Consider the following 13,399-nt stretch of genomic DNA (forward strand, 5'->3'; position numbering starts at 1 on the left):
TTCTTATCGTTCTAAATCGCCTTCCTTTTACATAGCTTGTACTAGAGAAGAAGGAGGCTGTTATAAATGGAAGGCTACGATAAAAATATGAATGTACGGACACATCAAGTCGATCATAATGTGAAGATGTGGAATAGAAGAAACCTCGAGATCTCCGGTGTCAGAGAAGTAGACAGCTTTGACAGTGAAGAGTTTTTACTACAGACAAGTATGGGCTACTTAGTGATACGCGGACAGAATCTCCAGATGAAGAACTTGGATCTGGAGGAGGGAGAAGTTTCTATAAAAGGCCGCGTGTATGAGATGTCTTATCTCGACGAGAACCAAGGGGAGAAAGCTAAAGGACTATTTAGCAAGCTTTTCAAATGACACTGACAGCACAATTTATGACGATGATCGCAATGATAAGCGGTGGGATCTATATCGGAGCAGCAGTAGATACTTTTGAACGACTTTTTTATAAAAGAAATAAGAAGAGCTGGCTTGAGCTCGTTTGGCAGCTTGCCTTCTGGGTGATTCAGGCTGCTCTTCTTTTTTTTCTATTGTTTATCGTGAACTACGGTGAATTGCGTCTGTATGTTTTTGTAGCGATACTATGTGGATATGCTGCGTATCGTGGATTACTGCAACCAGGCTATAAAAAAATACTGGAACACGTTATAAATGTTGCAACAAAATTAATCACCTTCTTCTTGCGTCTCTTTAATGCTGTGATTATTTGGCCGATTCGAACCATTATTTTACTTATTACTTCTTTACTATTTGCCGTTTATAAAGTATTTTATAAGTGTACTCATTTATTGTTTCTTGTCGTTTTATATCCATTCCTGTTGGTTTTTCGTGCAATTTGGAAGTTATTGCCAATAAAAGCGAAAAAAAATTTAAACAAAACAGCAGGGTTTTGGGTTAAAATAAAGAATACTATAAATAAATGGAAAGATCGAACGCGCAAATAAGGGAGGTCTAACGTTCATGGCAAAAAAACAGTCTGTGGCTCGCCTAGATTCTACATACATGAAGCACTATGACGCCTATATGGAACGGCATACCAAAAAGAAAAAGCGCCTTTTCCGCCGAATCGTCCTGTTTGCTTTATTCGTAATGATCGTGGTAGGCTCCATGGTGACTTTTCATATTCAACAACAATCGTTACAGGCAAATAAACAAGAGCATTATGAGGAACTACAAGCTAAAATGGAAACACTAAAGGAGAAAGAGAAGAGTCTTAACGAAGAAATCAAACTTCTTAATAATGAAGAATACGTACTACAAATTGCAAGGTCAGACTATTTCTTCTCTAAAGAAGGCGAGATTATCTTTAAAATGCCAAATGAGGACCCTTCGTATTGACACCCTTTTCAATGCTTATATATAATAGGTAAGAAGATATTTTTATCGAAATTCTAAGGAGGAGCATTTTTTTTATGTCCATTGAAGTAGGCAGCAAGTTGCAGGGTAAGGTAACGGGTATCACTAATTTCGGAGCATTTGTTGAGCTCCCTGAAGGACAGACCGGTCTGGTTCACATTAGTGAAGTTGCCGATAACTATGTAAAAGACATTAATGAACACCTTAGCCAAGGTGACCAAGTAGAGGTCAAAGTCATTAATGTCGGGGATGATGGGAAGATTGGCTTATCCATCAAGAAAGCAAAAGAAAACTACGGTCGTCGTGCGCCAAAAAAACCTCGTAAACCGGCGGAATCATTCGAACAAAAAATGAGTGCCTTTATGAAGGATAGCGAAGATCGTCTAGCATCACTGAAAAAGCAAACCGAAACCAAACGTGGAGGTCGGGGTGCTAAAAGAGGATAGCTTGCTGTCTATGACAATGAGTAAAAGATGCACATGATTGTATAAAGGAACAGACCTGCTTATGGCGGGTCTGTTTTTTTATAGCGGGGGAAGTTAGTTTTTAGCTAAGGTTTCAAGATTCTTATTGCTGCTTATTACTTTGATATTTGTGAGGAAGTTCGATTAAGTTCGGATTAAGAGGTAGAGGAGGATGGAGAATGAGTGGAATTTTTATTTTATTGGGTGAAATTTTTAATGGTATGGCAACTAAATATTGGGGGATCGTTCGGTTGTTAAGCTTATAAAGTGGGACGGTAAAATTTATAAGGTAACGGATGATGAAGTTTCTGTATCGAAAATCATAGATAAAATAGGGATAGTCACAAATTACTCCCCTAAAAATGCGAAATCACAGCAAGGTAATTCCTCAAATCTATATGAAGAGGGAACGGAATACTTTAGTATCTTGGATTATTATACTGAAGAAGTTATCGCAATTAAAATGGAAGGCGAAAAGTTTATTAAAGCAGAAAGGTTAAATAATGAGTGAGAAATAGTCTCCCGACAACAAACGAGTGCGGAATGTTGGTGTCTAAGGGAACACTCGTGTAGGAAAATTAATATATAAACAAAAAAACAGACATTCTGTATGTAGAATGTCTGTTTTTTGTATGATGACCCGTACGGGATTCGAACCCGTGATACCGCCGTGAAAGGGCGGTGTCTTAACCACTTGACCAACGGGCCTTATATGTATGGAAAAAGTTTTCGGCCTCATGCTTATGTGTTTCGCATCTGAGCAGAGTCATTAGGCATCGCTGTTATCATCCAGCTTTATAGGCTAAATGCTCATTAGATAAGTCAATCGTTTGAATGATCCAAAGCCGTGATCATTACAGTTGTTTGTCTTACGAATGTCGCATTTGAGCAAGCCTATTTCAGCACTTGTAAGTAGCGGCGGAGGGGATCGAACCCCCGACCTCACGGGTATGAACCGTACGCTCTAGCCAGCTGAGCTACACCGCCATATGTTCAAAGGCACAAGCAATATAGTACACCATCATAAAAATCATGTCAATAAAAAATAAAATTGTAAGAGTAGTCTGTATATTTCGATAGAGAATGGTCGGGAATTTTAGTGTAGGGGAATTTAGGTGGGGTGTTTTTTTGTAGAATTCTCAAGTGAGTGTAGGAAAAGCATCGAAATTTTTGTTACTCCTCTCCTGTTGTTTTGACAAATAGCTTGTCTAGCCTGTGATTAAATAAAACGTAACTAAAGAAGGAGTGGTGTATTTTATGTTGGGGACGGTTATGAAGCGTGCTGGGCGCCAGGCAGTATGGGGAGAATCTTCTATAAATAGGGGGCTTGGACGTGTTTCGTTTACAGTGTTTAGCTTTTTAGCTAACAAAGGTGTATTTCATTTGGTGCTCAGCCTACTTCTTGGACGAGCGATTATTTTATCTTCTATGGCACCGTTCGGGGTAGCGTTTCTCGCGGTGATCTGGTGGCTTAAACGACCTTTTATGATTCCTGCCACGGTCATGATGGCAGCTGGAGCCTCTACATATAATCTAGGTCACGCTGGGTTCATTCTAGGTGCTTCAGCCACTTTTTTATTACTAAGCTTAATTTTAAATCGTATGAATCAGCCACAGCAACTATTGCCTTTTATGGCATTGCTTGCAAGTGCGATTCCAAGGACAGCAAGTTTGGCTTTCCTTGAACGGTGGCATTTATATGAAATCTTTCTCATAGCAGCGGAAGGAGTTCTCAGCTTTATTCTTGTTCTTATCTTTATGCAGAGTCTTCCGTTATTATCACCAAGACGTTATCATCCAACCTTAAAAAATGAAGAAATTGTCTGTCTGATCATTTTATTAGCTTCTGTACTAACTGGGATGATCGGTTTTGAAATTCAAGGGGTAGCAATGGTTGATGTGTTTTCGCGTTATTTAGTCATCCTGCTTGCCTATATAGCAGGGGCGGCAATCGGATCTACGGTGGGTGTCGTAACGGGTTTGGTCCTTAGTTTGGCAGCTGTCGATCATTTATATCAGATGAGTCTACTTGCTTTTTCAGGATTATTAGGGGGTTATTAAAGGAAGGAAACAAGTTGGGGGTAAGTGCTGGTTTACTTGTGAGTACGGTGCTAATGAGCTTTTATATAGGGGGGGATTTGGCTTCGTCAATGTGGGCATCGGTTTTTGCAGTTTTGTTGTTTTTGTTAACTCCGAATCAATGGGTGAAACGTTTGTCTCGTTATGTACCTGGAACAGATGAACATAGCCAGGAGCAGCAGAAATACTTGCAGAAGGTACGTGACGTGACGGCTGTACGAGTCGGCAAATTTTCTGATGTATTTGAAGCGTTATCCAAGAGTTTCGTTCATGTGGATGCTCCAAAGGAGGAGGCAGGAGACAATAAGGAGGTTGACTATTTTCTTAGTGATGTGACCGAGAAAACGTGCCAGTCTTGTTTTAAAAAGGAAAGGTGCTGGGTGAATCAGTTTGATGAGACACACCATTTAATGACAGATTTAATGATGGAACTTGATGAGAAGGAAGAACCTGGAAGGTTGATGCGTAAAAACGTTGATCAATATTGTGTGAAGTCGCAGAAGCTGATCGATACAATGAAACATGAACTGTCTTTTTACCATGCGAATAAACAGCTGAAGCAGCAGGTGTTAGAGAGTCGCAGGTTCGTAGCGGACCAGCTCCATGGCGTCTCTGAAGTGATGAATAGTTTTGCCAATGAAATTGTGAAAGAAAGGGAGCACCATGAACAAAAAGAACAAATTATTCACGGAGCGCTCGAGCGAATGGGGTTTGAAGTAGCGAAGCTTGAGATTTATACATTGGACGCAGGCAATATTGACTTAGAGTTAATCATAGAAATTGATAATTATCGTGGGGAAGGAGCAAAGTTGATTGCACCGGTGCTTTCGGACATCCTAGAGGAAACGATCGTTGTAACGATGGAGGATATATCTCCATATCCACATGGGCGTTGTCTGCTGACGTTTGGATCAGCTAAGCATTACACGATTGAATCAGGTGTAGCGCATGCTGCAAAGGGGGAGGGTTCATATCAGGTGATAGCTATTCAATGATGGAGCTCGGACGAGGGAAGTATGCTCTTGCTATTAGTGATGGTATGGGAAATGGAGCGCGAGCGCACGAGGAGAGTATGGAGACTCTTCGTTTGCTAAAACAAATTTTGCAATCCGGAATAAAAGAATCGGTGGCCATAAAGTCGATCAATTCTATCCTCTCATTACGGACAAATGATGAGATATTTTCAACGCTTGATTTAGCAGTGATCGACCTGCACCAAGCCACGTCCAAATTTATAAAAGTAGGCAGTACCCCAAGCTTTATTAAACGAGGGAGGCAGATTTTTGCCGTCGAGTCGGGGAACCTTCCGATGGGCATTATCGAAGACGTCGAGGTAGATACAACGAGTGAGCAGCTCAAGGCAGGAGATCTGCTAATCATGGTGAGCGATGGCATTCTCGAAGGTCCGAAGCACTTAGAGAATGTGGAAATTTGGTTGAAACGGAAAATAAGAGAGATTGACCGAACGGACCCTCAAGAGGTCGCTGATCTACTATTAGAAGAGGTGATACGAACACAGGCAGGCGCGATTGATGATGATATGACGGTGCTTGTTGCTAGGATTGAACATTACGTTCCGGAGTGGTCTGCCATTCCTTTTGATAAAAAACGAGCCTAGCAGCAAGTATATTTCCTCCTCGTTTCGGTCAAAATGGTGACAACGAAACAGGAGGGATATGCTATGAAGCCAGGACGTCTTAAACAAATTCTATTGTTAACTGACGGATGTTCAAATTACGGGGAGGATCCGGTAGCTGTAGCCGCCTTAGCCAGGAATCAGGGGGTCACGGTCAATGTCATTGGCGTGCTTGATGATGAACAGAGGAATCATCCTCAAGGTCTTGAAGAAGTACAATCCATTGCAGAAGCGGGCGGCGGGGTCAGCCAAATTGTGTATCAGAAAAATTTATCACAAACCGTTCAAATGGTGACAAGACAAGCGATGACACAAACGATTCAAGGTGTGGTGAACAACGAACTGCAGCAAATTCTTGGGCAAGGAAAAACGATGGAAGAACTGCCTCCCGAGCAGCGGGGTGAAGTTGTAGAAGTCGTCGATGATTTAGGAGAGATGTGCGACCTTGAGGTGCTCGTTCTCGTTGATTCAAGTGCAAGCATGCATCATAAGCTTCCGACCGTTAAAGAAGCACTCTATGATTTATCGCTTAGTTTGAATGCACGAACAGGCTCCAATCAGTTCAGTATTTTTTCTTTTCCAGATCCGAAAGATACAATTAAAAAAATGGTAGATTGGACGCCAGAGCTCGACGCCATTCATGGGATATTTTCTAAGCTCGCGAGCGGGGGATATACACCGACAGGCCCTGCTCTTAAAGAAGCATTATATTCTTTTGCAAGTAAATCGGTCCAAAGAAACAGGCAGGATGGAGAAGACCCTTATGAAGAAACAGGATTTTAACTTTACACCTGGAATGACTTTGCAGGGGAAATGGCAGGGACATACTTACCGAATTATAAAGAAGCTCGGAGAAGGGGCCTGTGGTGTCGTCTATTTATGCAAACACAATGGCTATACGTATGCCCTAAAGGTGGGTACAGATAGTTCGAGGATGATGCTTGAGGTGAATATGCTAAAGAAATTCAGTAAGGTCCAAGGTGTGAAACTTGGGCCTTCTTTTGTGGACGTTGATGATTGGGTGAGCCAAAAACAAGTTACTTATCCTTTCTATGTGATGGAATATGTACAAGGAGAGCTGCTGCTAGCCTTCCTGCAGGGCAGAACTAAAGACTGGATCGCATTGACTGCAGTTCAACTTCTTAGTGATCTTGAGCATCTGCATGAAGCAGGTTATGCCTTTGGTGATCTAAAGACAGACAATCTACTTATGTCAGCTTCACGTATAAGGTGGATTGATGTCGGGGGAGTCACAGCATTCGGCAGGGCAATTAAAGAATTCACCGAATTTTATGATCGCGGCTACTGGGGGTATGGGTCAAGAAAGGCAGAAGCTGGTTACGACCTATTTGCTGTAACAATGATTATGCTTGAGATGGTCTATCCTAAGAGATTTATCAAAGGGAAGCACCCTCATAAGACATTACAGCACAAGTTAGCCTTAGCACCGATGCCTGAATTTTACAAAAAGGTGATTTCCAGATGTTGGCAAGGAAAGTACCAAACAGCCCAAGAAATGAAGGGAGATCTTGAAAAAGGCTTAATGAAGCGGCAAGCTACACCTTCGAGAACTTCCAGGAAAAAATCTAAGAAACCATCAACTAGTCGGTCTGATTGGGGCGAATGGATAGCTGTTTCAATCCTAGTTGGCATGTTTTACGGGTTATCATTGTTGAATGGCTGGCTGTAAGTGAATATTTTGCAGTATCGATGGAGAGAGTGGTACGATAAATGCAGAAGAAATAGTATTTTGCCAGCAGTTTAGATTTTAGTCGTCTTACATGTGAACAGGAGTGAGGTTTGTTGATAGCAAGCGTGCAATCATTTATAGAGAAACATCAGCTTATTCAACAGAATCAAACTGTCGTAGCAGCCGTGTCTGGAGGCCCTGATTCGCTTGCTCTGCTGCACTATTTATGTCAACTAAAAGTAGAATTGAACCTTAGAATCGTTGCGGTATCTGTTGATCATGGTCTCAGAGGAGAAACTTCGCTCGAAGACCTCCGTTTTGTTGAACAGATAGCGTCGGAATGGAATCTTGAATTTATCGGAACTTCAGTCGATGTTCGTTCGTACAAGAAAAAGACAGGGACTGGAACACAAGAAGCGGCTAGAATCCTGCGTTACCAATTTTTTGAACAAGTGATGAAAGAAGTAGGCGGTGACGTTTTTGCCCTAGGCCATCATGGTGATGACCAGGCTGAAACGATGATAATGCAAATGACTCGTAGTGTACGTCCCGAATCCGTCCAAGGCATGCCTGTTTCCAGACCCTTCTCAACAGGGAAACTTATTCGGCCTTTTCTTTGTTTGTCAAAGGAAGATCTGTTGCAATATTGTTCTGTAAACAAATTAGTATATAAATTGGATGAGTCGAATGACGAAACCGATTACACCCGCAACGCATTTAGGAAACATGTGATGCCTTTTTTAAAGGAACAAAACCCGAAACTGCACAAACATATGCAGCTTATGAGTGAACGTGTAAAGGATCATCAATTGTATATGGAATCGCAGGCTGAGCAAGTGCTAGAAACAATGGAAATGTCTAATGAAAATGAATCTTTTGTGAAGTTTTCAATTTACACCTTTTTAACTTTTCCGCTTGCTTTACAAAGGACTGCCTTTCATCTAATATTAAACTATCTGTATGGTTACCAAATTGAAGAAGTTTCCTACATGCATGAGGAAATACTTTTTAATCTTTTACGTGAGAACAAACCCAACGCAGAGTTAGACTTGCCTAGAGGGTTAAAGGTTATTCGAGCTTATGATGAGGTGACTCTGACATTTAGTCGGAAAGATCATACGACTTTTACAAAGTTGCTATACATAGGGGATACAATTAAACTGCCTGATGGGTCAACGATCACCGCGGAATGGAGTGAAAGCGGCGGGGATAGAGGTTTGTATGAGTTTGTTTGTGATTCACATCACGTGAAACTTCCTCTAATTGTCCGAACGCGGAAACCTGGAGATCGGATCGTACTTAAAGGAATGGATGGTTCAAAAAAGGTAAAGGATATCTTTATTGATAAAAAAGTTCCTGCGTCCAAACGGGAAGAGTGGCCACTTGTGACAGACAGCGATGGGCAAGTTCTTTGGCTTGTTGGATTGAGAAAGGGAGGAGACTGTACCAGGGATGCATCTGGTACATGGCTTCGATTACATTATAAAAATAACCTAGACACGTAGGAGGAGCATGCATGCATAGTGAAATTGAAAAGATCTTAATTTCCGAGGAGGAAATTCAAGAGAAGTGCAAGGAAATCGGGGCGCAGCTAACAGAGGAATATAATGGCCACTTCCCATTGGCTATCGGTGTTTTAAAAGGTGCCATGCCTTTTATGGGAGACCTTTTAAAACGAGTGGAAACGCACCTTGAGATGGATTTTATGGATGTTTCAAGCTACAACGGTGGTATGAGATCTTCAGGTGAGGTTAAAATTGTTAAAGACCTTGATACTCAGGTAGAAGGAAGAGACCTGTTAATCATAGAGGACATTATTGACAGTGGATTAACATTAAGCTATTTAGTGGACTTATTTAAGTATCGTAAGGCTAAATCCATTAAAATCGTAACATTGCTTGATAAGCCGACAGGAAGAACATCACATATTAAGGCAGATACAATTGGGTTTGATGTCCCGGACGAGTTTGTTGTAGGTTACGGGTTAGATTATAACGAAAAATATCGTAACCTTCCTTATATAGGCGTTCTTAAACCGGAAGTGTACGGAGGCTGATGTATTCAATGGCTGCTAAAAATGTAGATGTGCTTCCAATAAGGGTAATTAGTTGTGTCTTTAGTTTTTGGTATGATAGTATTTACTATAGTTTTTCTCGCTTGGGAGGAGGTAGGCAATGAGCCGTATATTTCGTAACACCATATTTTATTTACTTATCTTCCTCGTAGTTATCGCCGTAGTTGGTCTATTTAGAGGTCAAGGTGAGCCACAGGAAACCTTAAATGTGAACGAATTTTACGATAGATTGAACAGTGGCCAAATCGAAGAAATGACCATGCAGCCTGTCAATGGAGTTATTGGCATCACAGGGCAGCTTGCTGGTAGTGAAGAAGGCGAAGGAGCTTTTACAGCGCAGCTTCCAGCTAACGAGCAAATCATTTCCAACGTTACGCAAACCGCTCAAGAACAAAGTGTATTAACAGTTGAAGAAGCAGAACAGCCAAGTGTATGGGTGACAGTATTAACATCAATCATACCGTTTGTGATTATATTTATCCTATTCATCTTCTTGCTTAATCAGGCTCAGGGCGGCGGAAGTCGTGTCATGAACTTTGGTAAGAGTAAGGCGAAGATGTACAGTGAAGAGAAGAAAAAGGTACGATTTAAAGACGTTGCCGGTGCAGATGAAGAAAAGCAAGAGCTTGTAGAAGTTGTAGATTTTCTGAAAGATCCACGGAAGTTCTCACAAGTGGGTGCACGTATTCCTAAAGGTGTACTGTTGGTAGGGCCACCGGGTACAGGTAAAACGTTACTCGCAAGAGCTGTTGCTGGAGAAGCTGGTGTTCCATTCTTCTCTATTAGTGGTTCTGACTTCGTAGAAATGTTTGTAGGTGTGGGTGCTTCTCGTGTGCGTGACCTATTTGAGAACGCTAAAAAAAATGCGCCTTGTATTATCTTTATTGATGAAATTGATGCAGTCGGTCGTCAGCGTGGAGCCGGACTTGGCGGCGGACACGATGAGCGTGAACAAACCCTAAACCAGCTTCTTGTTGAAATGGATGGGTTTGGTGCCAATGAAGGGATCATTATGATCGCTGCAACTAACCGCCCTGACATTCTTGACCCTGCGTTGCTTCGTCCAGGACGTTTTGACCGTCAAATTACGGTTGACCGCCCAGATGTGAAAGGGCGACAAGCTGTACTTGGTGTACATGCGCGTAATAAACCGTTGTCTGATAATGTTGACCTTAAAACGATTGCCCTTCGTACACCCGGTTTCTCGGGTGCCGATCTTGAAAACCTATTGAATGAAGCGGCACTGGTTGCTGCGCGTTCAAACGCCAAAAGCATTGATATGGAACATGTCGATGAAGCAATCGATCGAGTCATTGCCGGGCCAGCTAAGAAGAGTCGCGTTATTTCTCAAAAAGAACGCAACATTGTTGCCCACCATGAGAGTGGTCATACAGTGATTGGCATGGTCTTAGATGATGCCGATATGGTTCACAAGGTAACGATTGTTCCTCGCGGCCAAGCAGGCGGGTACGCTGTTATGCTGCCTCGTGAAGACCGTTACTTTATGACTAAACCTGAATTACTTGATAAGATCACTGGTTTATTAGGTGGCCGTGTAGCAGAGGAAGTTATGTTTGGTGAAGTATCAACAGGTGCTCATAATGACTTCCAACGTGCTACAAGCATCGCCCGTAAGATGGTTACTGAATATGGAATGAGTGAAAAACTCGGACCACTTCAATTCGGATCAAATTCAGGCGGGCAAGTGTTCCTTGGCCGAGATATTCAGAACGAGCAAAACTATAGTGATCAAATCGCTTATGATATTGATACAGAGGTTCAAAACTTTATTAACCATTCCTACGATCGTGCGAAGACGATCCTAACGGATAATAAAGATAAGCTTGAACTGATTGCAGGCACGTTATTAGATGTTGAAACATTGGATGCAACTCAAATTAAGTCCTTGTTTGAAAAAGGCCGCTTGCCTACAGACGATGAGTTAGAAGAAATTGCAATTAAAAACAATAAGCAGCTTAGAGCTAATCAAGAAGAGCAAAAAGAGATTGATGAAAAACAAGAGAAGAATCTTCAAGTTAATGTCCAATCAAAGCAAGATGAGGATGATTCGACTGAAGGTTCCACTGATTCCGTTAAGGATCAAAAGAGTGATGATCATAACTCTGATGATGACAAGAAGCAGTAAAGAGGAAAGTCGCATTCTCCTATTCAGAGGAGGGTGTGACTTTTTTATTGGACTTCTGAGTGGAACAATTAAGTGTTACCCCCCCAAGACAATGTGGAGTTAGGTGTTGAAAAGCCAACGCACTTTGCTTATCCTAATCGAGTTTACCAAGGCGCTTTCGCTTTTCTTATGGTATGATGGTAGCCGAAGGTAATGAATCGGGGGCTTTGTGTATGAATTTTGTGCTTGATGTCGGAAATACAAACACAGTACTCGGGGTTTTTAGTGATGAGCAGTTAAAATATCAGTGGCGTATTAAAACTGACCGTCATAAGACGGAAGATGAATACGGCATGCTTATCAAATCCCTATTTGACCATGAAGGGCTGACATTTGAAGATATAAATGGTGTTATTATTTCGTCTGTAGTTCCGCCAATTATGTTTGCACTTGATCGAATGTCCCGCTATTATTTTAAGAAACAGCCTATGATCATTGGGGAACATGATGTGGATCATGGTTTAGCCATGAAGTATCCAAACCCTAATGAAATTGGGGCGGACCGTATTGTTAATGCAGTAGGTGCCATAGAAGAATATGACACACCTCTGATTATTATTGACTTTGGAACAGCCACTACGTATTGTTACGTCAATGAAGAAAGAGAATATGTTGGTGGGGCTATTGCACCCGGTATTAATATTTCCATGGAGGCCCTCTATGCCAAAGCAGCAAAGCTTCCTAAAATCGAAATAAAGAGTCCTCAGGAGGTAATTGGACAATCAACTGTTGAAGCGATGCAGTCAGGTGTGTTTTATGGATATGTGGGACAAGTGGACGAAGTTGTCCGGCGGATGAAGGAAACAGCTTCTAAAACCCCTACAGTCATTGCCACAGGAGGGCTAGCTCGGTTAATTGCCGATCAGTCTCGGACCATAGATCATGTTGACCCATTTTTAACATTAAAAGGACTTCATAAGATTTACCAAAACAACAAGGATAAACTAGTGTTTAAAGGAGAAGGATGAACGATGTCAGATTATTTAATTCGCGCAATGGGATTTGACGGACAAGTTCGTGCCTATGCGATTCAGTCAACGGAGACTGTAGAAGAAGCACGTCGTAGACAGGATTCATGGGCTACTGCTTCAGCCGCCTTAGGTCGGACACTGACAATAAGTGCTATGATGGGTGTTATGTTAAAAGGTGAAGATAAACTTACTATTAAGGTAGAGGGAGACGGCCCGATCGGTGCTATTATTGCTGATGCTAATTCTCGAGGTGAAGTTCGTGGGTATTTAAAAAACCCGCATGTTGATTTTGATTTGAATAGTAAAGGGAAGTTGGACGTAGCACGAGCTGTAGGAACGTCAGGTACATTAAGTGTTGTAAAGGACCTTGGCATGAGAGATCACTTTACAGGACAGGTCCCAATCGTCTCTGGTGAAATTGGTGAGGATTTCACCTATTATTTTGCTAACTCTGAACAAGTCCCTTCTGCGGTTGGAGCGGGGGTGCTCGTGAACACAGATCATTCAATTTTGGCCTCGGGTGGCTTTATTATTCAGATGATGCCTGGTGCAGAGGAAAAAACGACCACTGCTATTGAAGAACGCCTAAGTCAAATGGCTCCGATCTCTACAATGATTCGTGAAGGGAAAAGCCCTGAACAAATCTTGCATGCCCTCCTAGGGGAAGAGAATGTTCAATTATTAGACACCTTACCTGTTTCATTTTCCTGCCACTGTTCTAGAGAAAGAGTAGAGATGGCAATTTCAAGTCTCGGAGATGAGGAAATTGAGCGTATGATTGAAGAAGATCAGGGGGCAGAAGCGAAATGTCATTTCTGTAATGAAGCGTATCACTTTGATGAAAATGATTTGAAGGAATTGCAGTCCGGCTCATCACAATAAGACATTACTCTAAGCGGAACAGTAGACGAAACTGTTTCGCTTTTTTCTTT

At 41.8% G+C, this 13,399-nt stretch carries 13 protein-coding genes, 2 tRNA genes and 1 pseudogene; 14 read left to right on the forward strand and 2 right to left on the reverse strand.

Translation table 11 applies throughout. The features are described 5' to 3' along the window. Nucleotides 1–87: 87 nt before the first annotated feature. From yabP to MUO14_RS12195, 5 genes are all read left to right on the forward strand, one after another. Complete coding sequence (gene yabP, locus MUO14_RS12175) at nt 88–369, forward strand: sporulation protein YabP (RefSeq protein ID WP_396265842.1); 282 nt, start codon at nt 88–90, stop codon at nt 367–369. Then, nucleotides 366–956, forward strand: coding sequence for a spore cortex biosynthesis protein YabQ (yabQ, locus tag MUO14_RS12180; protein WP_244750988.1), 591 nt, complete (start codon nt 366–368; stop codon nt 954–956). The genes yabP and yabQ overlap by 4 nt, the downstream gene beginning before the upstream one ends. Before the next feature lie 16 nt (nt 957–972). Further along, nucleotides 973–1,350 carry an FtsB family cell division protein gene (locus MUO14_RS12185; RefSeq protein WP_244750989.1) on the forward strand — a complete coding sequence of 126 codons (378 nt, stop codon included), beginning with the start codon at nt 973–975 and terminating at the stop codon, nt 1,348–1,350. 74 nt (nt 1,351–1,424) lie between these two features. Continuing rightward, on the forward strand, nt 1,425–1,814 hold the full coding sequence (locus MUO14_RS12190) for a S1 domain-containing RNA-binding protein (protein ID WP_244750990.1): 390 nt from the start codon (nt 1,425–1,427) through the stop codon (nt 1,812–1,814). Nucleotides 1,815–2,067: 253 nt separating this feature from the next. Then, nucleotides 2,068–2,343 (forward strand): hypothetical protein, encoded by a 276-nt coding sequence (locus tag MUO14_RS12195; protein WP_244750991.1) that lies wholly within the window; start codon nt 2,068–2,070, stop codon nt 2,341–2,343. Nucleotides 2,344–2,468: 125 nt separating this feature from the next. On the opposite strand, the gene MUO14_RS12200 is transcribed toward MUO14_RS12195, so the two are convergent. Together MUO14_RS12200 and MUO14_RS12205 are read right to left on the reverse strand one after the other, a co-directional pair. After that, a tRNA-Glu gene (locus MUO14_RS12200) sits at nt 2,469–2,540 on the reverse strand. Between the two features lie 205 nt (nt 2,541–2,745). Beyond that, nucleotides 2,746–2,819, reverse strand: a tRNA-Met gene (locus MUO14_RS12205). A gap of 285 nt (nt 2,820–3,104) precedes the next feature. Here MUO14_RS12205 and spoIIE point away from each other — a divergent pair. From spoIIE to hslO, 9 genes and pseudogenes are all read left to right on the forward strand, one after another. After that, a pseudogene (gene spoIIE / locus MUO14_RS12210) lies at nt 3,105–4,906 on the forward strand (stage II sporulation protein E). After that, a complete protein-coding gene (locus MUO14_RS24970) occupies nt 4,903–5,529 on the forward strand; it encodes a SpoIIE family protein phosphatase (RefSeq protein ID WP_244750992.1) in 627 nt (208 codons plus the stop codon). Before spoIIE ends, MUO14_RS24970 begins: the two are co-directional and overlap by 4 nt. A 33-nt stretch (nt 5,530–5,562) precedes the next feature. Next, nucleotides 5,563–6,330, forward strand: a complete 768-nt coding sequence (locus MUO14_RS12220) for a vWA domain-containing protein (RefSeq protein WP_255822110.1) — start codon at nt 5,563–5,565, stop codon at nt 6,328–6,330. Continuing rightward, on the forward strand, nt 6,311–7,237 hold the full coding sequence (locus MUO14_RS12225) for a serine/threonine protein kinase (RefSeq protein WP_244750994.1): 927 nt from the start codon (nt 6,311–6,313) through the stop codon (nt 7,235–7,237). Before MUO14_RS12220 ends, MUO14_RS12225 begins: the two co-directional genes overlap by 20 nt. Before the next feature lie 113 nt (nt 7,238–7,350). Then, nucleotides 7,351–8,742, forward strand: coding sequence for a tRNA lysidine(34) synthetase TilS (tilS, locus tag MUO14_RS12230; protein ID WP_244750995.1), 1,392 nt, complete (start codon nt 7,351–7,353; stop codon nt 8,740–8,742). Between the two features lie 11 nt (nt 8,743–8,753). Then, the gene (hpt, locus tag MUO14_RS12235) at nt 8,754–9,293 is read left to right on the forward strand and encodes a hypoxanthine phosphoribosyltransferase (protein WP_244750996.1); all 540 of its coding nucleotides are present in this window, start codon (nt 8,754–8,756) and stop codon (nt 9,291–9,293) included. Between the two features lie 118 nt (nt 9,294–9,411). Then, complete coding sequence (ftsH, locus tag MUO14_RS12240) at nt 9,412–11,457, forward strand: ATP-dependent zinc metalloprotease FtsH (protein WP_244750997.1); 2,046 nt, start codon at nt 9,412–9,414, stop codon at nt 11,455–11,457. Between the two features lie 212 nt (nt 11,458–11,669). Next, nucleotides 11,670–12,464: a type III pantothenate kinase gene (locus MUO14_RS12245; RefSeq protein ID WP_244750998.1), complete on the forward strand. Its 795-nt coding sequence runs from the start codon at nt 11,670–11,672 to the stop codon at nt 12,462–12,464. A gap of 3 nt (nt 12,465–12,467) precedes the next feature. Next, nucleotides 12,468–13,349 carry an Hsp33 family molecular chaperone HslO gene (hslO, locus tag MUO14_RS12250; protein ID WP_244750999.1) on the forward strand — a complete coding sequence of 294 codons (882 nt, stop codon included), beginning with the start codon at nt 12,468–12,470 and terminating at the stop codon, nt 13,347–13,349. The last annotated feature ends 50 nt before the right edge of the window (nt 13,350–13,399 follow it).

Origin of the sequence: Halobacillus shinanisalinarum (assembly GCF_022919835.1) — a bacterium.
In the GTDB taxonomy this organism is placed as follows: Bacteria; Bacillota; Bacilli; order Bacillales; family Halobacillaceae; genus Halobacillus_A; species Halobacillus_A shinanisalinarum.